The 23,639-nt window shown below is 68.3% G+C and carries 24 protein-coding genes and 1 pseudogene; 11 read left to right on the top strand and 14 right to left on the bottom strand.

The window, feature by feature from the left end; genetic code table 11:
• The 4 genes from uvrC to UK23_RS39680 form a co-directional block, all read right to left on the bottom strand.
• Window positions 1-1,946, bottom strand: a 1,946-nt coding sequence (gene uvrC, locus UK23_RS39690; protein ID WP_082115356.1) for an excinuclease ABC subunit UvrC, incomplete at its 3' end; no start/stop codon positions are given.
• A gap of 42 nt (window positions 1,947-1,988) precedes the next feature.
• Window positions 1,989-2,438, bottom strand: a complete 450-nt coding sequence (locus UK23_RS39685) for a Rieske (2Fe-2S) protein (protein WP_045316952.1) — start codon at window positions 2,436-2,438, stop codon at window positions 1,989-1,991.
• A 108-nt stretch (window positions 2,439-2,546) separates the two neighbouring features.
• Window positions 2,547-2,798: a Rieske (2Fe-2S) protein gene (locus UK23_RS54270; RefSeq protein WP_231114888.1), complete on the bottom strand. Its 252-nt coding sequence runs from the start codon at window positions 2,796-2,798 to the stop codon at window positions 2,547-2,549.
• Between the two features lie 162 nt (window positions 2,799-2,960).
• Window positions 2,961-3,455 carry a hypothetical protein gene (locus tag UK23_RS39680; protein WP_045316946.1) on the bottom strand — a complete coding sequence of 165 codons (495 nt, stop codon included), beginning with the start codon at window positions 3,453-3,455 and terminating at the stop codon, window positions 2,961-2,963.
• A gap of 458 nt (window positions 3,456-3,913) precedes the next feature.
• On the opposite strand from UK23_RS39680, the gene UK23_RS39675 reads away from it, so the two are divergent.
• Together UK23_RS39675 and UK23_RS39670 are read left to right on the top strand one after the other, a co-directional pair.
• The gene (locus UK23_RS39675; protein WP_231114887.1) at window positions 3,914-5,272 is read left to right on the top strand and encodes a helix-turn-helix domain-containing protein; all 1,359 of its coding nucleotides are present in this window, start codon (window positions 3,914-3,916) and stop codon (window positions 5,270-5,272) included.
• Entirely contained in the window at window positions 5,272-5,748 is a 477-nt protein-coding gene (locus UK23_RS39670; RefSeq protein ID WP_045316945.1) for a hypothetical protein, read from the top strand. Before UK23_RS39675 ends, UK23_RS39670 begins: the two co-directional genes overlap by 1 nt.
• 1 nt (window position 5,749) lies before the next feature.
• Here UK23_RS39670 and UK23_RS39665 read toward each other — a convergent pair whose 3' ends face one another.
• Both UK23_RS39665 and UK23_RS54700 read right to left on the bottom strand, forming a co-directional pair.
• Entirely contained in the window at window positions 5,750-6,160 is a 411-nt protein-coding gene (locus UK23_RS39665) for an SUKH-4 family immunity protein (RefSeq protein ID WP_045316944.1), read from the bottom strand.
• Window positions 6,161-7,831, bottom strand: coding sequence for a BTAD domain-containing putative transcriptional regulator (locus tag UK23_RS54700; protein WP_045316943.1), 1,671 nt, complete (start codon window positions 7,829-7,831; stop codon window positions 6,161-6,163). It lies immediately after the preceding gene.
• A 50-nt stretch (window positions 7,832-7,881) separates the two neighbouring features.
• Here UK23_RS54700 and UK23_RS39655 point away from each other — a divergent pair, with 50 nt between their 5' ends.
• Genes UK23_RS39655 through UK23_RS50850 form a run of 3 tightly spaced genes read left to right on the top strand, consistent with a single transcriptional unit; the run spans window position 7,882 to window position 10,088 of the window.
• Window positions 7,882-8,754 carry an alpha/beta fold hydrolase gene (locus UK23_RS39655; RefSeq protein ID WP_231114886.1) on the top strand — a complete coding sequence of 291 codons (873 nt, stop codon included), beginning with the start codon at window positions 7,882-7,884 and terminating at the stop codon, window positions 8,752-8,754.
• A gap of 15 nt (window positions 8,755-8,769) precedes the next feature.
• The gene (locus tag UK23_RS39650; RefSeq protein ID WP_045316942.1) at window positions 8,770-9,231 is read left to right on the top strand and encodes a hypothetical protein; all 462 of its coding nucleotides are present in this window, start codon (window positions 8,770-8,772) and stop codon (window positions 9,229-9,231) included.
• A complete protein-coding gene (locus tag UK23_RS50850; protein ID WP_156213721.1) occupies window positions 9,213-10,088 on the top strand; it encodes a hypothetical protein in 876 nt (291 codons plus the stop codon). Before UK23_RS39650 ends, UK23_RS50850 begins: the two co-directional genes overlap by 19 nt.
• Before the next feature lie 62 nt (window positions 10,089-10,150).
• Here the strand turns inward: UK23_RS50850 and UK23_RS39640 are convergent, their stop codons facing one another.
• Window positions 10,151-10,342: a S1 RNA-binding domain-containing protein gene (locus UK23_RS39640; protein WP_045316941.1), complete on the bottom strand. Its 192-nt coding sequence runs from the start codon at window positions 10,340-10,342 to the stop codon at window positions 10,151-10,153.
• Window positions 10,343-10,525: 183 nt separating this feature from the next.
• On the opposite strand from UK23_RS39640, the gene UK23_RS39635 reads away from it, so the two are divergent.
• Window positions 10,526-11,488 carry a helix-turn-helix transcriptional regulator gene (locus UK23_RS39635; protein WP_045316940.1) on the top strand — a complete coding sequence of 321 codons (963 nt, stop codon included), beginning with the start codon at window positions 10,526-10,528 and terminating at the stop codon, window positions 11,486-11,488.
• Window positions 11,485-12,402 (top strand): sigma-70 family RNA polymerase sigma factor, encoded by a 918-nt coding sequence (locus UK23_RS39630; RefSeq protein ID WP_045316939.1) that lies wholly within the window; start codon window positions 11,485-11,487, stop codon window positions 12,400-12,402. Before UK23_RS39635 ends, UK23_RS39630 begins: the two co-directional genes overlap by 4 nt.
• Here UK23_RS39630 and UK23_RS39625 read toward each other — a convergent pair.
• Complete coding sequence (locus tag UK23_RS39625; RefSeq protein ID WP_045316938.1) at window positions 12,362-14,125, bottom strand: LamG-like jellyroll fold domain-containing protein; 1,764 nt, start codon at window positions 14,123-14,125, stop codon at window positions 12,362-12,364. The two genes, UK23_RS39630 and UK23_RS39625, sit on opposite strands and share 41 nt — an antisense overlap.
• Before the next feature lie 93 nt (window positions 14,126-14,218).
• Here UK23_RS39625 and UK23_RS39620 point away from each other — a divergent pair, with 93 nt between their 5' ends.
• Window positions 14,219-14,935 carry a sulfite exporter TauE/SafE family protein gene (locus tag UK23_RS39620; RefSeq protein ID WP_045316937.1) on the top strand — a complete coding sequence of 239 codons (717 nt, stop codon included), beginning with the start codon at window positions 14,219-14,221 and terminating at the stop codon, window positions 14,933-14,935.
• A complete protein-coding gene (locus tag UK23_RS39615; protein WP_045316936.1) occupies window positions 14,932-15,918 on the top strand; it encodes a hypothetical protein in 987 nt (328 codons plus the stop codon). The genes UK23_RS39620 and UK23_RS39615 overlap by 4 nt, the downstream gene beginning before the upstream one ends.
• Here the strand turns inward: UK23_RS39615 and UK23_RS39610 are convergent.
• The 5 genes and pseudogenes from UK23_RS39610 to UK23_RS39590 all read right to left on the bottom strand — a co-directional run bounded on the left by UK23_RS39610 (window position 15,903) and on the right by UK23_RS39590 (window position 21,773).
• Window positions 15,903-17,486 carry an alpha/beta fold hydrolase gene (locus UK23_RS39610; protein ID WP_231114885.1) on the bottom strand — a complete coding sequence of 528 codons (1,584 nt, stop codon included), beginning with the start codon at window positions 17,484-17,486 and terminating at the stop codon, window positions 15,903-15,905. The genes UK23_RS39615 and UK23_RS39610 overlap by 16 nt on opposite strands.
• Window positions 17,487-17,575: 89 nt before the next feature.
• Window positions 17,576-18,547, bottom strand: coding sequence for an L-histidine N(alpha)-methyltransferase (gene egtD, locus UK23_RS39605; RefSeq protein WP_045316935.1), 972 nt, complete (start codon window positions 18,545-18,547; stop codon window positions 17,576-17,578).
• On the bottom strand, window positions 18,544-19,269 hold the full coding sequence (gene egtC / locus UK23_RS39600) for an ergothioneine biosynthesis protein EgtC (RefSeq protein WP_045316934.1): 726 nt from the start codon (window positions 19,267-19,269) through the stop codon (window positions 18,544-18,546). Before egtC ends, egtD begins: the two co-directional genes overlap by 4 nt.
• A 4-nt stretch (window positions 19,270-19,273) precedes the next feature.
• A pseudogene (gene egtB / locus UK23_RS39595) lies at window positions 19,274-20,577 on the bottom strand (ergothioneine biosynthesis protein EgtB).
• Window positions 20,574-21,773 carry a glutamate-cysteine ligase family protein gene (locus tag UK23_RS39590; protein ID WP_045316932.1) on the bottom strand — a complete coding sequence of 400 codons (1,200 nt, stop codon included), beginning with the start codon at window positions 21,771-21,773 and terminating at the stop codon, window positions 20,574-20,576. The pseudogene egtB and the gene UK23_RS39590 overlap by 4 nt, the downstream one beginning before the upstream one ends.
• 180 nt (window positions 21,774-21,953) lie before the next feature.
• Here UK23_RS39590 and UK23_RS39585 point away from each other — a divergent pair, with 180 nt between their 5' ends.
• Complete coding sequence (locus UK23_RS39585) at window positions 21,954-22,400, top strand: hypothetical protein (RefSeq protein WP_156213719.1); 447 nt, start codon at window positions 21,954-21,956, stop codon at window positions 22,398-22,400.
• Between the two features lie 18 nt (window positions 22,401-22,418).
• On the opposite strand, the gene UK23_RS39580 is transcribed toward UK23_RS39585, so the two are convergent.
• Window positions 22,419-22,892, bottom strand: coding sequence for a quercetin 2,3-dioxygenase (locus tag UK23_RS39580; RefSeq protein WP_045316931.1), 474 nt, complete (start codon window positions 22,890-22,892; stop codon window positions 22,419-22,421).
• A 62-nt stretch (window positions 22,893-22,954) separates the two neighbouring features.
• On the opposite strand from UK23_RS39580, the gene UK23_RS39575 reads away from it, so the two are divergent.
• The gene (locus UK23_RS39575; protein WP_045316930.1) at window positions 22,955-23,617 is read left to right on the top strand and encodes a TetR/AcrR family transcriptional regulator; all 663 of its coding nucleotides are present in this window, start codon (window positions 22,955-22,957) and stop codon (window positions 23,615-23,617) included.
• Window positions 23,618-23,639: the final 22 nt, after the last annotated feature.

Here is a 23,639-nt window from a genome sequence, read left to right as displayed (position 1 = left end):
GGAGCGGTGGGCGCCGGAGCGGTGGGCGAAGGCGCCGCGGACGGAGCCGAAGAGGAAGACGGCGAGGCGAGGGTGGCCACGACGGCCTCGGCTGTGCGGCGGCCCACGCCGGGGACCTCGCTCACTTCGTCCACTGTGGCCTGCTTCAGCTTGCGCACCGAGCCGAAGTGCTTGAGCAGCGCGGCCTTTCGCGTTTCGCCCAGGCCTGGCACGCCGTCGAGCTCCGAGGCGATCATGCGCTTCGAGCGTTTCTGGCGGTGGTAGGCGATGGCGAAGCGGTGGGCCTCGTCGCGCACTCGTTGCAGCAGGTACAGGGCGTCGCTCGTGCGCGGGAGGATCACCGGGTCGGGCTCGCCGGGCACCCAGACTTCCTCGAGGCGCTTGGCCAGGCCGACCACGGCCACGTCGGTGATGCCCAGCTCGGCCAGGACGTCGGCTGCCGCGGCGGCTTGGGGTGCCGCGCCGTCGACCACCAGGAGGTTGGGCGGGTAGGCGAACTTGCGGGGTTTGCCGGTGTCCGGGTCGATGCCCGGGTTGGGGCCGCCGGACGCGGTTTCGCGCAGCATGGCCTGGAAGCGGCGGCGGACCACCTCGGCGATGGAGGCCACGTCGCCTTCGGAAGCGGCTTCGCGGATGGCGAAGCGGCGGTATTCGGACTTGCGCGCCAACCCGTCCTCGAAAACCACCAGCGAAGCCACCACGTCGGTGCCCTGGACGTGGCTGATGTCGATGCACTCGATGCGCAGAGGTGCCGTGTCCAGAGCCAGAGCGTCCTGCAGCTCCTGCAGGGCGGCCGAGCGAGCGGTCAGGTCGCCGGCGCGGCGGAGCTTGTGCTGTGCGAAGGCCTCGGAAGCGTTGCGCGCCACGGTTTCCATCAGCGCGCGCTTGTCACCACGCTGCGGGACGCGCAGGACGACACGCGAACCACGTTGTTCAGAAAGCAAATCCTCCAGAGCCGCAGCGTCGTCCGGCAGCACCGGCACGAGCACCTCGCGCGGGGTGTTCTCCGTGTTGTCGCCGTAGAACTGCATGATGAACTGGTCGACCAGGGCGCCGTCGTCGACCGCCTCCACCTTGTCGAGCACCCAGCCGCGCTGGCCGCGCACCCGGCCGCCGCGCACGTGGAAGACCTGGACCGAGACCTCGAGCTCGTCCTGCGCGAACGCCATCACGTCGGCGTCCGTGCCGTCGCCCAGCACCACGGCCTGCTTTTCCATGGCACGGCGTAGCGCACCCAGATCGTCCCGCAGACGGGCCGCTCGCTCGAACTCCAGCTCTTCCGAAGCAGCCGACATCTCGCGCTCCAGGCGGCGGATCATGTGATCCGTCTTGCCCGCCAGGAAGTCGCAGAAGTCCTCGACGATCTCGCGATGTTCAGAAGCCGAAACCTTGCCCACACAAGGCGCCGAGCACTTGTCGATGTACCCGAGCAGGCACGGGCGCCCGATCTGGCTGTGCCGCTTGAAAACACCGGCAGAGCAAGTGCGCGCCGGGAAGACGCGCAGCAGCAGGTCCAACGTCTCCCGGATCGCCCAGGCGTGTGCGAACGGGCCGAAGTAGCGCACGCCCTTCTTGCGCGGACCGCGATAGACGTGCAGCCGCGGGTAGTCCTCGAACAACGTCACGGCCAGCACCGGATACGACTTGTCGTCGCGGTACCGGACGTTGAACCGCGGGTCGAACTCCTTGATCCAGTTGTACTCGAGCTGCAGCGCCTCGACCTCGGTGGTGACGACCGTCCACTCGACGGACGCCGCCGTCGTCACCATCTGGCGGGTACGCGGGTGCAACCCGGCCAGATCGGCGAAGTACGAGTTCAGCCTGCTGCGCAAGCTCTTCGCCTTGCCGACGTACACGACCCGGCCACCGGCGTCGCGGAACTTGTAGACGCCGGGAGCCTCAGGAATCGTGCCCACTGCGGGGCGGTACGTCGAGGGATCTGCCACGCCGTCAAGACTAACGACGAGGTCTGACAAAAACTGCGAGGGTCAGGCGAGCACGACCTGATCGCCGTCGATGCGAACCGCCACAGCGCGCAAACCGGTGGTGGCGGGTCCCTTCTTCACAGCACCGTCAGCAGCACCGAACTGGCTGCCGTGTGAAGGACACGTGATGGTTCCGCCGGAAGGCTCGGCCACCGTCGAACCCTGGTGCGTGCAAGTCGCGTCGTACGCCTTCACCTCGGCAGCCGAAATCCGCGCCACGACGATCTTCTTGCCGCCAGGCCCGTCGACGAGCGCGCCTCCGCCTTCCGGCACATCCGCCAAGGCCACCAGTGCGGTACCGGGCTTACCGGTGGAACCGGTGGGATTCGAACCTTGGGTGGGAGCAGAACCCGATGAACTGCTGCAAGCGGTCACAAAGCCACTGGGCACGGCGAGTGCGACGACGATTCCGCACAACGCCGTCCGCCTGCTGACCGGGCTTTCGGTGTTCACGACCGAGTCCTCCGAGTGGTGGTGGTGTTCGGGGTCACACCACAGCATTACGCGAAGCGGTCAGCGAGAGTTCAGTCCGAAGCCCAATGCACAGCAACCTCACAGGTCTCAGCCAAGCACCAAATCTTCACCTGAAAGAGCGACGGCAACCTCTTTCAACCCTGAAGTCGCAGGTCCCTTGCGGACCGCGCCGGTAGCAGGGTCGAAAGCGCTCCCGTGCAACGGACAGGTGATGACACCACCGGCGGGAGGGTTGACCAGGGAGCCCACGTGCGGGCAGGAGGGGTTGAACGCGCGGAATTCACCTGATCGAGGCTGCACCACCAGCAGCTGGGCGTTGCCGGGCATGTCCACCAGCACGCCACCACCAACGGGGACCGCCGAAGCAGCACCCACGCGATCCCCAGGCCGGGCGGTCCCCACGCCACCCGTCTTACGAGGAGCAGGCTCGCCACAAGCACTCAGAGCAGCGAGCCCGCACAACAACAGCGCTGAACGTCGATCCAAAGACACAAACGGGAATTATCGGCGCTGGTCCTCCGCGGCAGCCGTCCGGGCCAGCGCGAGCACCGCGGTGAACGGCGGGAACCAGTGCCGTGAGTGCGACGGCGGGTTCGCCCACCGCAGCGATCCGTACCTGGTCATCGTGGGTGGCAGCGCGATCCGGTGCGGCGATCGCACGAACTGGACCTCTGGCGGGGCCTTCAGGTGGGTCGGCAGCAACGCCACCAGCTCGGCCAGGAAGATCCAGTGCTCGCGGGGGCCGGGGATGACGGTGACCGGACCGGCGAGCATGCGCGACTTCAGGTCGGCCAGGACGCGCGACCCGATGCGCGCCGGCATGGCCAAGGCGGTCGTGGCGGGCCCTAGAGGTAGGAAGACACCCTGCTCGGTGACATTCACCTGCCATCCGAGCAACCGGTAGCCGGCGACGGCCTCGCCGATCGCCCGATCGTGTCCCCTGTTCTGTGGGATCCCGGCACTCCCGGTACCGGTCTCCGCGGTCGTGAGGCTCATCGGCGGTCGTCCTCCCCGCTCATGGGTCAGGCACTGCCAAAACCGCGGGGATCTGCCCGCGACCTGACGATGTGCAGGGTGCGGGGCGGTGAGCGCTAACACCACTCGCGCGATGCATGGCGTTCATGCAGCGGACGTATGAAGCTCATCCGCCAGGCGGAGGAGCGCCAACTGCGACACGCGAATCCATTACGTCTTATGCATGAGATGGATGGACTGACGATCACGTCTCCGTACACTGGGGAAACGCTCAGTGACGGGGGGCGATGCCGATGGATACCGCGAGACCCAGATCCAGGCGCGCTTGCCCGTGTGGAGCGTTCATCGCAGCTGACAACACCGACCGGCTGTGTCACCGGTGCCGCCGCAACGCTCGTTCCGACGTGCACGGACCTCCTGCCGTCCCGGATGACTTCTGGGACAACCCCGCGATCACGGCGGCTTGCACAGATCGCGACATGGGTGCGCTGATCTCCGCATACCGGCACCACCCGCAGCACCTCAGCCGAGTGAGCCAGGACCGCATGGCGGGCTGGCTCGGCATCAGCCAGGCGCAGCTCTCGCGTTACGAGTCCGGCGAGAACCAGATCGACCGGCTCGACCGGCTGCGCCACTTCGCGCTCGTGCTCGGTGTGCCGGGCGAACGACTGTGGTTCGACCGAGTCGTCATCCCAGCTCAGGTGGGCTCCCCCGAAACGGGCCCGCCAGATGTGCTCGCCGCCCCGTGGGAGGCGACGAGCATTGCCCGTTCGGTCGAGGAGACGGCGAGGAGCGACTTGGCGATCAGCAGACGAGCGGCGCTCAGTGGGGCTGCCGCGGTGACGGTGGGGTCCGCACTGGTCGAGCCGCTGCAGCGGTGGTTGCACCCCCTGCAGAACCTGTCGAAGTGGTCGTCGCACTCGGCGATCAGCGAGGAGGAGCTGCTGGCTCTGCAGCGCGTGGCGAACGAGCTGCGCGGCTGGGGCGGCCGGGGTGGGTACGGACTGGCGCGCAAGGCCGTGCTGGGTCAGCTCGACGAGCTGGCCGAACGGCTGCAGCGCGCGCCCGCGGGTCCGACGACGGAGCGGGCGTTCTTCATCGGGGCCGAGCTGTCCAAGGTGGCGGCGAGCATGTCGTTCGACGCGGGGCTGCACAACGCGGCCCAGCGCTACTACGTGCTGGCCATCCGGATGGCGAAGGCTGGCCACAACGACGGCTTCGCGGCCCTGTGTCTAGCGGCGATGGCGCGGCAGATGTTCGACCTCGGCAGGCCGGAGGACGGGCTCGAACTGGTGCAGCTCGGCCAGTACGGCACGCGCCGCACGGGCACGCCGACGCTCAAGGCGCTGCTGCTCACGCGTGAGGCGTGGGCGTACGCGCAGATGGGCAAGACCCGCGAGTTCCACCAGGCCGTGGGCCTGGCGCAGGACAGCTTCGCGCAGCGCGAGGCGGACAACGAACCGCCTTACCTGCACAGCTTCGACGAGGCCGAGCTGGAGGGCGTGATCGGGGCGCGGTGCCGCGACCTGGCCATGCACGACCCGGCTCAGGCCGTGTACGCCGAACAGCACATCCGGCGTGCACTGGAGCTGCGAGACCCGTCGAAGGTGCGCAACCGCGCGTTCGACGTGATCGGACTGGCGCGCACCAAGATGGTCGCGGGAGACCCGGAGGCGGCGTGCGGGTTGATCAACGAGGTCCTGCCGACGGCGGCGAAGCTCTCCTCGGGGCGCGTGCTGCGCAAGCTGGAGGACTTCGCCAAGGAGGCGGCCACACACCGCCACATCCGCGCCGTTCAGGAGACCCGGGACGCGATCAGAGCGATCCGGACGGCCTGATGCGGGTCGGCATCACCGGACACATGAACCTGGTGCCTGAGTGCGTCCCGGCAGTGCAAGCCGCGATCGCCGAGGTGCTGGAACGGCTCGGACAACCCCTGGTCGGCGTGACGTGCCTCGCGCCGGGCGCCGACCAGGTGTTCGCGCGGGCGGTGCTGGGCCTCGGCGGGCAGGTCGAGGTCGTGCTGCCGGCGCTGGACTACCGGGACAGGCTCAAGCCGCACCAGGTCGCCGAGTACGACGAGCTGCGCGCGGCCGCCACGGTGGTCAGCGTGCTGCCGCACATGTCGTCCAACCGGCTCGCCTACGTCGCCGCGAACGAACGCATCCTCGCGTCGGTCGAGCTGCTGGTGGCGGTGTGGGACGGGGTGGCGCAGCAGGGCAAGGGCGGGACGGCGGACGTGGTGGAGCAGGCGCGGGCTTCCGGGGTGCCGATCGAGGTCGTGTGGCCGGCGGAGGCGCGCCGCAAGTCCTGACTCAGTCGAACTCCTCGGCGACCCAGTCACCGATCGAGATGTCGAACAGCAGCTGGTGCCAGAAGCCGGGGTCCTCGCGCAACGACGTCGGGTCGATCTCGCGCAGGCGGTCGCGGAACGCGGCAGCCACCGTGTCGTGCTCCTCGTCCTCCCGTGAACCGAAGGGGCAGCTGGAGGTGAACGCGTCAAGCGAACGCGCGAACGTCGTAACGCTCGCGTTGACGTGCCCCACGCTGTTATCGGACTCGTGGACGACGACAACAGCCCCGGTAGCCGTGTCGACGCCGAACCGCTGCCAGTCGTTGTAGCGGCCGAAGAACAGGATGCTTCTGCCCGAGGTCAGCGTCTCCACAGTCACTTCGGACGGCCCGAACGCGTCGAAGAGCTCGTGCTGTGCCGGCAAACCCTCCACTCATGCCTCCACCAGGCCGAACGACAGCATCGCCGTGCTGCCGCCGACTATCTCACCACGGGCGGGTTCGAGCGCAACGCGTGCGGCCTCGGCGAGCGCAGGATCGTCGAGCAACGCGGCGATGCGTGCGGTGATCCACCACAGCACTTCGTAGTAGTGGTCCGCACGCGGCGCGGGCAGCGATGCAGCGGCACGACGAGCCGCGGCGACGTCACCACCCTCGAGATGCATCAGCGGCAATCCCCACGGCCGATACGGCCCCCAGTCGAGCGTTACGTCGACCGGCAGTCCCATCGACAGCAGCGCCAGCGGCAGGAACCCGGCCTCCACCCCTGGCATGGATGAGAGGTCCAACGCGCGGTATCCGGCTTCATCCGGTGCGCGCATCAGCCGGAACCCGTTCGTGAATACGCGTACCAGCGGCGCTTCGTGAATCTCGGCGAGCTGTTCCGCCGCCAGGACGTGCTGCTCGGCCGCCGCGAAGTCCCCCACCGCCGAACACGCCTGCAGAGCCACGAGGTGCCCGAGGATCTCGTACGCCGGCAGGTCGTGCCGAGCGGACACCTCGATCAGCTCCGAACCGATCACACCGCGCTCCGCAGACTGCCCGGACCGCTGGAACGACTGCATGAACCGCGCGTTCAGGGCCACCACGAGCAAGGCCGGATCACCCAGCGAACGCGCCAGCTCCTCAGCTTCCAAAGCCGCCGAAAGCGCCCAGGCGTCACGCGTGCCCCGGTGCTCCACCGCGAGAGTGGCCAGCACCCGCGCCCGCAACGCCCCCTCCAGGTGCGGCAACACGCGTCGCCCCACCGAGATCAACGCCGCAGCCTGGACCGAATCGTCGCTCACGGTCCAGTTCGTCGGCACGTCGTAGGCGGTGAGAACCCGAGCCGTGAGCAACGGATTGCCCAGCCGCGAGGCCTCGAGAACCGCGGCGAACCGCTGGGACTGAGCCAGCGCCAAGCCACCCGTCAACGCCGCCTCGCCGGCGACCACCGAAGCGGACCGCAGCTGCGCGTACGAGCCGCCCCTGGCAACGGCGTGACGCAGGATGTCCGCCTCGGCGCGGTCAAGATCAGGCGAAGCATCCAACCCGAGACGAACAAGCCGGTCGCGTGACGAACGCAGCACTCGAAGCGCTTCGACCTGCCGTCCGTCCTGGAACAGCGCGTGCGCCAGCAGCACCTGAGCCTTCTCCCGCCACGGGTGCGCAGCAGCGAACGCGGCCAACTCCCCGACCAGAGACGCCCCACATCCCGCATCGAGCACGGCGCGCGCACGCAGCTCCAACAGCCGTGCGCGCTCCTGCACCACCCACGGCGACGGATCGAGATCGGCGTAAGGCTCTCCCCACGCAACCGACGCGGGCTCCGATTCGAACCGCCACACATCGACGTCGGAAACCCGCAGCGCATAGCCACGACCAACGGTTTCGATCGCCGCAGCCCCCAAAGCCGCGCGCAGCTCCGACACGAAAGTCCGCACCGCCCCGACCGCGCCATCAGGCGGGTCGTCCCAGAGATCGCTGATCAGCACGTCGAGCGACACAACGCGCCCGCCAGCCGCCACGAGACGACCGAGCAACTCACGACGACGTTTGCTGCCCACGGCCACAAGACGACCATCGGTGCCGACGACCGTGACCGGCCCAAGCACCCTGATCTGCACGGACGTGGATGCTAATCGCCTGCTGATCAGCCCGCCCGATGCTGGGCCACATGAAGCTCCACACCGAAATCACCGGCGACGGCTCGCCGATCATCCTGCTGCACGGCTTCCCGCAGACCCACCTGATGTGGCGCCACGTCGCCCCGAAGCTCGCCGAGCACCACACCGTCGTCTGCCCCGACCTGCGCGGCTACGGCGCCAGCGGCAAGCCTCGAACCGGCTACGACAAGCGCACGATGGCCCAGGACGTCATCGACCTGGCCGACGAGCTCGGACTCGGCACGTTCGCCCTGGTCGGCCACGACCGAGGCGTCCACGTGGCCTTCCGAGCCGCCCTCGACCACCCGGACCGGATCAGCCACCTGGGACTCCTGGACAGCGTCCCGGCGCTCGACACCTGGAACGTCCTGCACGGCCGCGAGGCCGCGGTGGCGTTCCACCTGTACCTCCTGGCCCAGCCGAGCGACCTGCCCGAGCAGCTCATCACCAACAGCTCAGACGCCTTCTTCGGCCACTTCCTCGACGCCTGGTCGCACAATCCATTCCCCGAGGACATCAGGACCGAGTACCTCGAGGCCTCCCGCAACGCGATTCCGTCGATCATCGAGGACTTCCGCGCCCTGGCGACCATCGACGTCGAGCACGACCGCGAAGACCTCGACAAAGGCACCAAACTCACCATGCCGGTGGCCGTCCTGCAGCAGGACTGGGGCACCCAGCTGGGCTTCGACCCGGCCGAGCTCTGGCGCAAGTGGGCCACCGACCTCCGCTTCACCACGACGCGGGCCGGCCACTTCGCAGCAGAGGAAGCACCGGACGAAGTCACGAAGTTCATCAGGGACCTCGTTGCTCCGGTTGAGGGAAGTTCGTCGGCAACCGGACCAACTCCGCTCACTGGTCTGGCCGCGGAGGGGGTGTGTTGATCACGATTTCGGGGCATGGCAGCCGAACCGTTCGCCCGCTTGGCCGACCGCCAGCACGCGTTGCGAACAGCACTACGCGCACTGCAAGCCGCGGGACCCGGCAGCCCTGACTTCCCCGGCCTGCTGGCCGAGACCGACAAAGAGGTCGAGGCCGTCATGCACGCCCGCCGCGACGTCGAGGCAGCCCGCCTGACGGTGCCGAACCGGGCGATCGCGGCGGGCACGGCCGTCGCGGCGCTGATCGTCGTCATCGGCTGGTTCGACGGCTGGTCGCTGCTGTCCGTCGTGCTGGCCCTGGCCGTCGCCGCGGCCGTCCTGGTGGACCCGGTGGGCCGGATGATCTGGGAACCGCGTGCCAGGACGGCGGCGATCGTGGCGGCCCTCGTCGCCGTGTTGCTGACACCATTGGCGAACGGCTGGGCGGCACTGGCCGTGCTGGCGGGAGTCGCGTGGTGGGCGTGGAGGACGTTGCGATGATGGACATCGACCCGGTCAAGGCGCTCGACGGCAAGATCGAGCGGTTGAAGAAGGACCTCAAGTCGCTCGGCAACCGCCTCGACCACGCCCAGACCGAAGCCGCCCAGCAACAGCTGAGCACCACGAACCAGCTGCGCGACACCACCCGCAAGGTCGCCAAGACCAACGAGAGGGTCACCGAGCTGGCGGACAGCGTGCACCGGCTCGAACGGCTTCTGGTGGCGCTCAACAGGAAGGTCCGCGCGGGCGAGACGCAGAAGGCCGACTTCGACAGCTGGCCGGAGATCGAGAAGCCGCTCATCGCCAGGATCCTCGCGGGCCAGGAAGCCTACGCGCGCAAGACGTTCACGCCGCAGGAAGCCAAGGACACCCGCAAGGCCATCGCCGACTACGACAAAGCCGCAATGGCGGCCATCGACGCTGCCGAAGCGCTCACGACGTTGCCGCCCAACGCGGAATCGTTGTGGCGCAAGAAGTACAAGCAGTGGCACACGATCACCCGCAAACAACGCCCGGACGCACCCGACGAGAACGGGCACGCCAAGGACACCGCTGCCAAGTCAGCGGGCAACGAAGCCGTCGCGGAGGCACGCGAGCTGATCCGCACCCGCATCGAGGACGCGGTCGCGCGGGACCTGCTCTTCCCGGCGTGGTTCGAGAACATGCTCGGACCGGCCGCACCGCCCGGCAAGGCGGACGATTGGCTTTACACCGCAACGGATGTCGTGTTGTACCGGTTGCTGCACGACGTCACCAGCCCGGCGAACGCGCTGGGTGCGCCGCCCCAGGAACAAGGGCATCGCAGAACCCTCCACGACCGCCTGATCGTGGAGTGCGCGGACTACCGCAAGGCGTGACCGCTACCGGATAGCACGAGCGATCACCGGACAGGGCGCCTCTGTCCGGTGAAACTCATGCGTTAGGCCAGCTCAAGGCTGAACCGCTGCTTTTCCGCGTCCACCGCGAGCACCTTCACCTGCACCGCGGAGCCGACCTCGGCCTGCTGACCGTGCAGCAGCCCGTGGGCACCGGCGGGGTGCTCGATGAACGAACCGAACGGCACGGTCGAGACGACCTTGCCGGAAAAGACATCACCAACGTTGGGAAGCATTGCGCATCACCTCCTCTCCCAAGCGCGTTGTCCCAGAACGAGATCACGCGCGGGATGGAGGGGCCCTGATCAAGTCAGGGCCGGGCAACCGTTCCGCTCACGGCACAAGGCCGACCCGGCAGTCATAGCGCAAACATTAGCCACCACAGGCCGTTGTCCGCAATGGAATCTAGACTCCGTCACATGCTGGAGACGTCCGCACGGCTGCTGAAGCTCCTGTCCCTGTTGCAGGTGCGGCGCGACTGGACGGGTCCCGAGCTCGCCGACCGGCTCAGCGTCGACGTGCGCACGATCCGCCGCGACGTCGACAAGCTCCGCAGCCTCGGCTACCCCGTCACGTCCCTGCCCGGCGCGGCGGGCGGCTACCAGCTGGGCGCCGGCGCGGAGCTCCCGCCGTTGCTGCTGGACGACGACGAAGCCGTGGCCGTGGCGGTCGGGCTCAGAACTGCGGCCAACGGCACGATCGCGGGCATCGAGGAGACGTCGGTCCGCGCGCTCACGAAGCTCGAACAGATCCTGCCGAGCCGCCTGAGAAGACGAGTGCAGGCGCTCCAAGCCCACACCACGCCCCTCAACAGCGCGGGGCCGACCGTCCACCCCGAGACGCTCACGATCATCGCCGCCGCCTGCCGCGACCACCAGCAGCTCCGGTTCGCCTACACGCCAACGCAAGGCGAGCCCGGCAATCGGCTCGTCGAACCGCAGGGCCTCGTGCACACCGGCAAACGCTGGTACCTCGTCGCGTGGGACGTGTCCAAACAGGACTGGCGCACGTTCCGCGTCGACCGCATCCCCGACGAACCGGCGCTCGCGGCCCGCTTCACGCCCCGCGAGCCACCATCCGACAGCCTCGGCGACTTCGTGTCCCGCCAGGTCTCCACGAACGTCTACACCTACCAGGCCGTGCTCACGGTCCACGCACCCATGCAGGCAGTCGCCGAACGCTCGTCGCCCATGTCGGCGGCGCTGGAACCGATCGACGCCAACTCGTGCCTGATGCGCACCGGTGCCGACTCGCTCGACCGGATCGTGTTCCACCTGATGTTCCTCGGCCTCGAGTTCGAGGTGCACGAACCGCCGGAGCTGCGCGACCACGTCCAAACCATCATCGGACGCTTGCAGAACGCGATTAGAGTGCAAGGGTGACAGTGGACTTCGCCCAGGCGGCCGACCCGTTCCGGCGGGAGCTGCTCGCTCACTGCTACCGGATGCTCGGCTCGCTGCACGACGCCGAGGACCTGGTGCAGGAGACGTACCTGCGCGCGTGGAAGGCGTACGACCAGTTCGAGGGCCGGTCGTCGGTGCGCACGTGGCTGTACCGGATCGCGACGAACGTCTGCCTCACCGCGCTCGACACCCGCACGCGCCGGCCGCTGCCGTTCGGGCTCGGCGCGAGCTCGACCGAGAGCGACCCGCTCACCCAGGACCACGAGATCCCGTGGCTGGAGCCGTTCCCGACCGATCCGGCCGCGATCGTCACCGAACGCGAGTCCACCCGGCTGGCGTTCGTCGCGGCACTGCAGCACCTGCCGCCACGGCAACGCGCGGTGCTGATCCTGCGCGACGTCCTCAAGCTCACCGCCGCCGAGACCGCGGACCAGCTCGACATGACCGTCGCGGCCGTCAACAGCGCGCTGCAACGGGCCCACGCGCAGCTGAAGGACCTCACGCAGGACGAGGTCACCGAGCCCGCCGACGCCAAACCGCTGCTCGACAAGTGGGTGAAAGCGTTCGAGGCAAAGGACATCCCCGCGATCATCGGCATGTTCACCGAGGACGTCGTCTGGGAGATGCCGCCGTACCCGCAGTGGTACAGCGGCCCGGACATGATCGCGTGGCACCTCACGAACCAGTGCCCCGCAGTGCCGCACGGCGCGCGCATGATCCCGGTGCAGGCCAACGAACAGCCCGCGTACGGCCTCTACCTGCGAGAAGAAGACGGCGTGTTCCGGCCGTTCAACCTCCAGGTGCTGGAAGTCCGCGACGACCGGATCACGCACGTCTCGTCGTTCTTCGACCTCAGTCTGTTCCCGAAGTTCGGGCTGCCGGCGACCGCATGAACTCGGAGCGGTCCAGCGGCCGGTTCACCACGCGCAGGTCGCCGATCCAGCCGTACAACGACTTCTCCACGATCTTGTTGTACGCGTAGGCGCCGACGAGCCACGGGTCGCCGGCCGACGAGATGCCGCGCGCCGGTGTGGACGGGTTGCGCAGCAGGGGCGAGCCGTCGACGTACAACGTGGTGTGCACGCCGTTGTTGACGACCGCGACGTGCCACCACGTCTCGTAGGTCATCTCGTGACCCCAGTTCGTCGACAGCCCGGGGAGGTTGCGCGGGAACACGGCCCACTGCAGCGAACCACCGCCGGCGAGGTTCAGCGTGGCGATCGGCTCGCTCGGGTCGTCGCCGGTCTTGCCCGCGGCGGAACCGGGCGCGAGCTTGGTGAACAGACCGCACCACGGGTGGTCGAAGTCCTTGGGCAGCTTGAGGAACAGCTCGATCGTGTAGCCGCGCTCGAACGTCTGCTTGTTCAGCGGCGCACTGTCCACGGTGGACAGATAGCCGTTCTTGCCGAAGAACAGCGACTTGTGCGACGGCGCGAACCGGTGGTGGTCATCGGCCGCTGTCAACGAGCCGGTCTGCTTCAGGTCGTTCCCGTTGCCCGACAGGTCTTTCAGGCCCTCACCGAGCCGCCAGTACGCGACGGTGCCGGATACCAGGACATCACGAGCGGGCTGCGCGGGAGGCAGCACCGGTGGGTCGAACCGCGCGAACCGCTGCTCGAAGTCGATCGGCACGCTGAACCGGTCGACCGGCCCGGTCAGCTCGATCTCCTTGCGTTCCAACGGGTTGAGCGACCGCTTGCCGAGCAGCCACGGCGACAGCGTCCGCACGTCGATCGTCCTGCGGTCGAGGTCGAAGTGGTACAGGCGGATCATCGCGCCGCCGCCGTAGTAGCGGTCCTGGTAGTTCGTGATGTGCACGTGGACGTCGTTGCCCGCGGTGTTGCGCATCGTCGCCCGCGCCGGCGGCCAGAAGTGCCCGTTCAGCGTGAGGAAGATCTGGTCGTTGTCCTTGATCAGCTCGTCCCACAGCTTGCGGCCGTAGTCGGACATCGTCGCGTTGCCCTCACCGCCGTCGTAGACGAGCTCATGCGTGGTGAGGATGACCGGCAGCTTGGCGTGCTGCTTCAGCACCGACCGCGCCCACCCGAAACCCTTGGCGGACATGCGCCAGTCCAGCGCCAGGACCAGCCACTCCTTGCCGGCGGCCGTGAACACGTGGAACGAGTTGTAGCCGTCCGTGCTCGCACCGCGGAACGTCGGCGAGTTGCGGAACCGTGAAGGCCCGAACCTGTCCAGATACGGCGTGCGGCCGCGCTGGTCGTCGGTGCGCGAGTCCGGCAGGTCGTGGTTGCCCGCCAGCACGCTGTACCCGACGCGGCGCCGGTCGAGCACCTCGAACCGCTCGCTGATGTCGTCGATCTCGCTGCGCTGCCCGTTCTCGACGAGGTCGCCGAGGTGGCTGATGAAGACGATGTTCTCCGGCCGCTGGTGGTCGATCAGGTACTGCAGCGTCGCCTTCAACGGCGCCGAGTCGCCGCGGTCCAGGTCGAACATGTACTGCGTGTCCGGGATCACGGCGAGCGTGAACCTGCGCGCCTTCGGATCCGAGCGTCCGCCGACAACGATGTCAGCGGACGCGGAACCAGGCGTGACCAGGGCGGCAGCGGCAGCGGTCGCACCGGTGCCGAGCAGGAAGGAACGGCGGGACGCAGTCATGGCGCGGAGCGTAAGTGCGCTTGACCAACGCCAGGCGAACAGCGAGCGAAACCTGGTCGTAGGGTCCAAGCCAGGTCGATAGCATGGCGAATCATGTCTTGGGGGATAGCACTTGCCGGGGTCGTCGTCGCACTCGGCGGACTGCTGCAGGGTCTGATCGGCTTCGGCCTGGCGCTCATCGCCGTGCCGTTGATCGCGCTGCTCGACCCGACGTTGCTGCCGGTTCCGGTGTTGATGGTCGCCACCGCCCACGCCTCGATGTCGCTCGCGAGGGAGTTCAGCCACGTCGACTGGCGTGGTGTCGGGTGGGCGATGCTCGGCCGCCTGCCCGGCACTGTCGTCGGCATCCTGGTCGTCGACGCGTTGGACCCGAAAGGCTTCGGGCTCGTGGTCGGCGGCTCGGTGCTGGCGTGCGTGCTGCTGTCTGTCACCGCCTGGCGGCCGCAACCCGAACCGAGGTCGCTGGTCACCGCCGGGTTCGCGAGCGGGTCGTTCGGCACGGCCACGGCGGTCGGCGGCCCGATGGTCGCGCTGCTCTACCAGAACCAGGCAGGCCCGCAGGTCAGGGCGACGCTGGCGGCGTTCTTCGTGCTCGGCTCAGGTGCCTCGGTGATCGGGCTGCTCGCGGCCGGACAGGTCACCGCGCACCAGCTGTGGACCGGGCTCGCGCTGATCCCGTTCCTGATCGCGGGTTTCCTGCTGTCCGGGCCGTTGCGCAAGAGGTTCGACGCGGGCGGGATCCGCACCCCTATGTTGGTCGTGGCGGGGGCGAGTTCCGTCGTGCTGATCGTGAGGAGCGCACTGCTGTGAACTGGGGGACGGTCGTCTGGGGCGCGGCGCTGACCGCACTCGCCCTGCTCAACGATCAGCTGCACTGGCTGCCACCGCTGCAGTTCGCCGGGCTGGCGATCGCGGTGCTCCTGATCGTGGTGGCACCGCGTCCTGCCTGGGTCGCGCTGGTGATCGCCGGCATCACCGCGGTCTCGATGCGCTCGGTTGTCCTGATGGTCAACTTCGAGCACGAGGACGACTTCTGCCTCAACGGCGGCGCCCTCTGCAGCTTCGACATCCAGCCGGGCTGGTATTCCGTCGAAGAGCCCTACGCCCCCTTCGACGCCAAGTACCTCTTCGAACTGCCGGTGATTCCGGCGTGGCTGATCGTCCTCGGCGTGCTGGGGTGGGCGGCCCGGCGCCGCAGCTGGCGGACGGCCGTCGCGGGAGCGGTGTACGGCGTCGCGGTCGCGACGATCCCCTACTACGCCCCGATCGTGCTGTTCGCGGCCGCCGCGGCCGCGATCGGGGCGCGCAAGGACGTCCGCTACCTGGCGGGCATCGGGATTCTGATGCTCGTGTTGATGGATCAGCACCAGCCGTGGTCGCTGGTGGCCACGTTCGTCGCGGTCGTGGCCGCACTGGGGCTCGGAATTCGGGCGCTGGTCAAGAAAGACGGCGTCAACGGCCTCGTTGCGCTGGCATCGCTGGCCGCGGCCGCGGTGTCGCCGCTGCTCAGCGCCGGGGTTCTGCTGGTCACGTCGGCGATCCGGCAACCGCTGTGGTTCAAGCTCCTGCTCGGCGCGATCAGCCTCGTGGTCGTGGACGTCGTGGCCACGTCCCTGCACCAGCCCACCGGCACCGGACAGATGATGTGGATCGACTCCAGGAACGCGCCGGTGAAGCCGCCTCTGGACTTCTCGGCGTGGCAGATCCTGGCCGGAGTGCTGCTCGCCGGTGCCGCGGTGGCGGCGCTGTACCAGCACCGCCACCGCGTCGAATCCGATCAGGCGAAGGGCTGAACGTTCGGCTGGTACACCGAACCGCTGACCGGTGCCTCCAGGTTCAGCAGGTACTTCGCCACCGCCGCGTCAGCCCCGGCCGCGCGGCCCAGGATGCAGTGGCCGAACGAGTCCACGCTGATCAGCCGCGCGTTGCCGAGCTCCTTGGACATGCGCTGCGCGAACAGGTACTGCGTCGCCGGGTCGTAGTAGTTGCCCACGACGACGACCGGGTTAGGCGTCTTGCGGTTCCACGGGCCGATCCAGCGGTCCGGGTTGCGCGTCGGCCACGTCGGGCACGTCATCAGGTCGGACGCGGCCTGGTAGCGGCCGAACGTGGGCGACTCCTTCTCCCACTTGTTCGCCGTCTGCTCCCAGAAGCGGTTCGTGCGGACGAACGGCTTGTCGGTGCAGTTGACCGCGTAGTACGAGTCGTCGGCGGTGTACGGGGTCTCCGGCAGCACGTCCTCGTCGAAGCGGCCACCGTTGTTGTTCAGCACCGGGGTGTCCACAACGGACTGAGTGCTGAAAGCAGCAGCGGCGGACGGGTTGAGGGCGTTGTGCACGGCCTGCAAGTACGTCACGAGACGGTTGATGCCCGCGACCGAGTACAGCTCACCGGCGGTGTTGCCCACGACGTCGGCCAGCCCGATCTTCTTGCCGTCCGGCATGGTGACGGGGCCGTTCTTGCGCAGCGCCGCCTTCATGTCCTCGAACTTCTGGCGGGCGTTGCCGGCGAACGCGCACTTGGCGGCACCAGCGGCGTCACAACGCTTGAGCATCGCGTCGAGCGCGATCTCGAAGCCCTGTGCGCGCTGACGGTCGTACTCGGCGCCGTTGGTCAGGCGCAGCTGCGGGTCGACGTTGCCGTCGATGACGATCGCGCGCGACTTCTGCGGGAAGATGTTCGCGTACGTCGAGCCGATCAGCGTGCCGTACGAGAAGCCGACGAAGTTCAGCTGCTTGTCGCCCACAGACTCGCGCATGATGTCGAGGTCGCGCACGACGGCCTCGGTCGACATGTGGTTGAGCAGCGGACCGGCGTTGATCTTGCAGTAGTCGGTATAGGCCTTCGACTGCTTGAGCGAGCTTCCGATCTCCGCCTTGGTGATGGGCAGGGAGTACCAGCCCTCGTTCACCGCGTCGGCCTCTTCCTGGGTGCGGAAGCAGCGCAACGGGTTGCTGCGGGCGACACCGCGCGGGTCGAAGCCGACGACGTCGAACCGGTCGAGCACCTGCGGCTGGAAGTAGTTCTTCGACACCGCGCCGCGGATGAGCCCGGAACCGCCGGGGCCGCCGGGGTTGAGGAAGATCGTGCCGATCTTGTGCGCCGGGTCGTTGGCCGGGCGCTTCATCATGGCGATGCCGGTCTTCTCACCGCGCGGGCGCGAGTGGTCGACGGGCACCTCCTGGGTGGCGCAGGTGAGCCGGGCCCGCTCCTCGGGCGTGACCGAGGCGGGCAGACCGGCGAGCACGTCAGCCGCGCACTGCCCCCAGGCAGCGGGTCTGACGGCAGATGCTTCGGTCTGGGCACTCGCGGTGCCCAGACCGGAAACGACAGTGCCGAGCACGAGCGCACTCGTGAGCACTGCACGCGTGATTGCAGAGGATGACGTCACGCGTGCAGCCCATCACTGACGGTGCACCGTTTGTACCCGTCGAACGGAGGGTTGTGTCCCTAAATGGCTTGGGCCAATGAGACCGCGAACCTTCCTTCTGCGTCAGTCCACCAGCGGTGCAAGGCGAAGCCGCCGTCTTCCAGCTCCTGGCGCACGCCTTCCTCGCGGAACTTGGCCGACACCTCGGTCCGCAGTTCTTCACCTTCGCGGAACTCAACGGTCAACCCGAGTTCCGCGAGCGTCACCCGCATCGCCCGCTTGGCGCGCAGGCGCATCTCGATCCACTCCTGCTCGGCGTTCCACAACGCCACGTGCTCGAAGGCGTCGACGTCGAAGTCGCCACCGACCTCGCGATTCAAGACGTTCAACACATTTCGGTTGAACTCGGCCGTCACGCCCTGCGCGTCGTCGTACGCGCGCACCAACGTCTCGGGATCCTTGACGAGGTCCGTTCCGAGCAGCAGCCACTCCCCCGGCTGCAGCACGTCGCGAACCGTGCGGAAGAACTTCTCCCGCTCGTCCGGAATCAGGTTGCCGATCGTGCCGCCCAGGAACGCCACCACGCGCGGCGACTCACCGGGCAACAGGCTGAGGTGCTGCGTGAAGTCGCCGACCACGCCGTGCACGCGCAGACCCGGGTAGTCCGCCATGATCGCGTGCGCCGCTTCGGTCAACGCCGACACCGACACGTCCTGCGGCACGAACTCCTGCAACGTGCCGTGCTCCCGCAGCGCGCTCAGCAGCAGCCGCGTCTTCTCCGACGACCCGGAACCCAGCTCCACCAACGCGTGCGCGCCGGTCGTCTCCGCGATCTCGCTGGCCCGGTCGGCCAGCACCTCACGTTCGGCACGGGTCGGGTAGTACTCGGGCAACCTCGTGATGTCCTCGAACAACGCGCTGCCCACCGCGTCGTAGAACCACTTCGGCGACACCCACTTCGGGTCCGCCGTCAGCCCCGCGCGCACGTCGGCACGGAGCGCGTGTGCGGCGTCCTCCGGTTTGAGATGAACGTCCAGCACCGGCTCGGTCATATCGGTCGAACCTCCACAGTGGATGGATCCGCGGTGACCACGTGCCGGTCGGGGATCTCCCGCCAGCCCGGGTCGTCGTCAAGCCTCTCGGACGCGATCGTCACGCCCTGTTCCTCCTGCAGCACCCACAGAGTGTGTGTCCACGTGGTGCCTGTGAGGACTTTTCCGTTGGTCAGCAAGAAGTTCAGGCGCGACTTCGGTGCCGCGTCCGCTACTTCCCGCACAAGTTCAACAAGCGCCTCAGCCGGATCCTTCCCGGCCTCCAGGCGACGTCTCAGGACCGTCCACAACAGTGCGGAGTCGGTCGGTGCGTCCATCGTGAGCAAGTCGGTGACGTCCAAGGTCTTCGCCAGCCCGGCCACGGTTCCGGGCCAGCCGTCGACGCGCCCGTTGTGACTGAACAACCACGTGCCGTCGGTGAACGGCGCACAAGCGGCGTCCGACACCGGCATGCCGACGGTGGCCGACCGCACTGCCGCGAGGAAAGCGGTCGACTCGGTGGCCGCCAGCTGCCGCAGGTTCGGGTCGCTCCACAACGTGCCCGCGCGCCGGTACCGGACCGGGCCGGGGAACCAGCCGACGCCGTAGCCGTCGACGTTCACGGTTCCACCGGCCCGCATGTCGGCAGGCGCGTACGACTGGTGCTCCAACGAGTGCGGTGCGTCGTAGAGCACGCTGGCCAAGGACACGGCGGTGCCCAGGTAAGCCAGATGGCGGCACATCGGGCTAGGCGTCCCTGGCGCAGCGGAAGCCGGCGAAGATCTGCCGTCTGATCGGGTAGTCCCAGTTGCGGAAGGTAGCCCTGATCGCGGACTTGTCGGTGCCGAACGAACCTCCGCGCAGCACCTTGTAGTCCGGTCCGAAGAAGACCTGCGAGTACTCGGCGTACGGGAAGACCTCGAACCCCGGATACGGACCGAAGTCCGAAGAGGTCCACTCCCAGACGTCACCGATCAGCTGGTGCACGCCCGCGTTCGACGCCCCCGCCGGATACGCGCCGACCGGCGCCGGACGCAGGTGGCGCTGGTTGAGGTTCGCGTGCTGCTCGGTCGGTTCCTCGTCACCCCAGGGGTATCGGCGGGTCTGCCCGGTCGCGGTGTCGAAGCGGGCCGCCTTCTCCCACTCCGGTTCCGTCGGCAGTCGCTTGCCCACCCACGCCGCGTACGCCTGCGCCTCGTGGAAGCACACGTGCACAACGGGTTCGTCCGGCACGATCGGCTCGGTGACACCGAACGCCGTGCGCACGAACGAGTTCCCCTCGCGCTGCCAGAAACGCGGCGCGACCAGCTTGGCCGTCGTGCGGTGTTCCCAGCCCGCCTCCGTCCACAAGCGACGATCGTCATAGCCGCCCGCCAGGACGAACTGGGCGTACTCGGCGTTCGTGACCGGCGTGGTGTCGATGAAGAACGAGTCGACGTGGACGGCGTGCGCGGGGCGTTCGTTGTCGAGCGCCCACGGTTCGTCCGATGTGCCCATTTCGAACGGTCCGCCCGGGATGAACGCTTCCGTTGCGGGCACGAGGTTTCCCGCCGGCGGAAGCGGCGCGTGCAGGACGGGTTCGCCGGTGCGCAGCTGGTGCGTGGCGAGCATCGTCTCGTCGTGCTGCTGCTCGTGCTGCACGATCATGCCGAACGCGAAGGCGTTCTCGACGAGCCTGCGGCCCTCCAGCGGAACCTTCTCCAGCACGTCGAACACCTTGCCGCGCACGTCTCCCACGTACTGCCGCGCCTCGCGAGGGTTGAGCAGCGGCAACTCGGGCCGGACACTGCGGGAGAACTTGAACGCGTCGTAGTACTCGTCGATGTCGCTCCGCACCGGTTCGCGACCGCCGACGTCACGAACGAGCCAGAGCTCTTCCTGGTTGCCGATGTGCGCCAGGTCCCAGACCAGCGGCGACATCAGCTTCGAGTGCTGCCGGACGAGATCGTGCTCGTCGACGGCGTCGGTCAAGGCGGTGGAGTCAAGGCGGTGGAACGCGCGCGCGAACGCAACAGTTCCTCCGCCACCTGCTCGCGGAGTTCTTCAGTCACAGCTTCCCCTCAAGCTCCCGGCTGATGGCGCTGATCTGATCGTGCGAGAGACCCGTGCGAGGCAACGCCTCAACACCAAGGGCCACAACGTCTCGAGCCGCTCTGGAAATGCGTTCGTCCGCCATCCCGTGCCGCGCGGCGACGAGCCACCGCCCGGCCGCCCGTTCGGTCGCCGCCAGCACACCGTCCACAACGGACGGATCGCTGAACAGCGCGACGAGCAGCGCACTCGGCGCGATCCAGCCGCCGGGCGCGGGGGTGTCGAGGTATCTGATCTCGATGTACCCGCGCGGTCTCACCGGCGGGAACATCGTCGTCATGTGGTAGTCGAGGTCGTCGCTGGTGGGGCCGCGGTCGAGCGCCCCTTCGATCCAGTCGGCGAACGTGAACCTGCGCGGCGGAATCCAACTGGGACTCGGCCCGCGCACGACGATCACCGGTGTGTCGACGACCCTCTTCGCATAAGTCTGGGCCGGATCGGCGCACACAGCACTGGGTCTGGTGCGCACGGGATCCGTGCCGTAGAGCGTCCGCATGCGCGCCGACGCCCAGTCTTGATGCATGCCACCGATGCTCGGCGAGTTCGCGAACAACGCGATCAGCACCGGCCCGAGCTGGTGCACCGCGGCCCACCGGTCCCGCAGGTGCTTCTCCTCGCCGAAGTCGAGGCACACCTGCAGCCCTGCGGTGTTGCACATCATCGCCAAGCCGTCGGCGCCGACGTCGTTGAACGCGTGCTCCATCGCCGCATACCTGGGCACCTGCAGCATGCGCGTGGGAGATCTGTGCAGGTCAGCGCCTCGGTCTCCGAGCACGAGACCGTGGTCCGCCAACATCGCGGTGAGATGGGAGATGTCTTGTGCGACCGTTTTGAAGAGGTCCGGGAGGCTGGTGCAGGGAGGGGTGGAGATCTCGACCTGCCCGCCCGGTTCGACGGTCAACGGGGTGCCGCTCGGCAGCGGCCGCTGGGGGCTGTCCGGAACCAGCGTGGGCGGCGCGTGCTCTCCGAGAGCCGCGGCCAACCGATTCCTGTCTAGCGTCTGACCTGGGTCTTCCGCGTGATGCACGGTCCATTCGAGCTCCACGCCGAACAACCTCGGTGGCCCGTGCTTGAAACAGACCGAGGCCACATAAGCCTCGGCCTCGGCGCGGTCGGCGAACCTCACCGGCGCCGGTTTGTTACGCAACGCAGTCACGCTGCCACACTCCCCGTGATCGAATGGCGCACTCGACGCTACACGCGGGGTCTGACAGTTGCACGGGTTCGCCCGACCGCAAATCCTTACGGATCAAGGACGTGGCTCGTGCGCACGCGTGCGCGCAAGGGGAATGTGACGCACCTTCCTTGGAAAATCTCCAACTCCTACCGTGACCACATGACCACGTGGCGCCTACGAGCCCAAGGCCTCGCCGGAGCAGTCGCGGCGGAGGGCGTCTTACGCACCGCCGCGTGGCGTGAGGCCCTCGAATCGGTCCCACGACACGAGTTCGTGCCGGCGTTCTACGACCAACGGCCGGACGGCACGTGGGCGCGCACCACCTCTGCGGACGACGGCTGGCTCGCGGGCGTGTACCGCAACGAGCCGTTGGTCACCGACCCCGTCACGCTCGCCTGTTCGGCCAAGCCCGGCCTCCTGGTGCGGATGCTCGAAGCTCTCGACGTGCGGGACGGGCACCGGGTGCTGGCGGACGGCTGCGGCTACCTGGTCGCACTGCTGACCCACCGGCTCGGCCCCGGCCGGGTGTTCACGTCCGGCGCCGAGGAGCACGGACCGTTCGACCGGATCATCCGGATCGAAGAACGGTTCCTGCACTCCCCCTGATCGAATGGCGCACGAGCGTCACACCAGCGGCGGCGGGCCGAGGAGTTCGATCGAGTGCAGGGCCGCGGCGTGACCCAGCGCGGCGGGATCGATCTCGGGCGGCGCCGGCAGGACGCGGGCCCGCGCCGGTTCCCCGACCGCCGACGCGAAGTCCTCGAAACCGGACGGCGTGGTGATCTGCAGAGCACGCAACGGCTCGGCCGCGTCGACGACGAACGTGTGCGGCAACCCGGCGGGCAGCAGCACGAAGTCGCCCGGTCCCGCGGCGAACTTCTCGCCGTCGCAGAGGAAGTCCGCGCCACCGGACAGCACGTAGAACAGCTCGTCCTCGACGAGATGCCGGTGCAGCGGCGGCGCGAAGCCGGGCGGGTTCAGGAACTCCACGACGGTGAGCCGGCCGCCGGTCTGCGCGCCGACGGCTTTCGTGGTCATCAGGCTGCCGAGGAACCAGACGGCCTCGCCCTCGTCGGCGCGGGTCAGGTAGGGGCGCATGATCGCCTCCAGATTTAGCCATACCGTTGGTATAGTGAATATGCCACTAGTATGACCGAACTGTGGGCGACGTCAAGAAGCGCGAGTACCGGTCGCGGGTCCGCGAGGAGGGCGCGCGGCGGACCAGGCAGGCGGTGGTCGCGGCGGCGGCGGAGCTGTTCGTGACGCGCGGCTACGCGGGCACGTCGCTCAACGACGTCGCGAAGGCCGCGGGGGTTTCCCGGCCGACCGTGTTCACCGCGTTCGGCTCCAAGCCCGCGCTGCTGCGCGAGGTGCTGGACGAGGCACTGGCGGGCGACGACGAGCCGGTGGCGGTGCGGGACCGGCCGTGGTTCCGGCCCGTCTGGGACGCGCGGACGCCGGCCGAGGTGCTCGACGCCTACGCCGACGTGTGCGTGCTCATCGCGGGCCGTGTGGCAGGGCTTTTCGAAGCGGTGCGCCAGGCAGCCGACGACGCGCCGGAGGCGGCGGAGTTGTGGTCGACGCTGCTGCGCAACCGCCGCGCCGGAGCGGCGATGGTCGTCGAGCACGCGGCCGGACTGGGACCGCTGGCACACGACCTCACGACGGCGATCGACGTGGTGTGGCTCTACAACGACCCCGCGCACCACGCGTCGCTGGTCGGCGGTTGCGGCTGGCCGGTGCGGAAGTTCCGGGACTGGCTCGCGGACAGCATGAAGCGGGCGGTCCTCGACGACGGACCGCCCGCGCGGGACAGCTGGTAGTACTTCGTCAGGTCGCGCTGAC

Source organism: Lentzea aerocolonigenes, assembly GCF_000955955.1.
GTDB classification, from domain to species: domain Bacteria; phylum Actinomycetota; class Actinomycetes; order Mycobacteriales; family Pseudonocardiaceae; genus Lentzea; species Lentzea aerocolonigenes_A.
The sequence above is the reverse complement of the archived record's forward strand: the minus strand, read 5'-3'. Positions and strand labels throughout refer to the sequence as shown.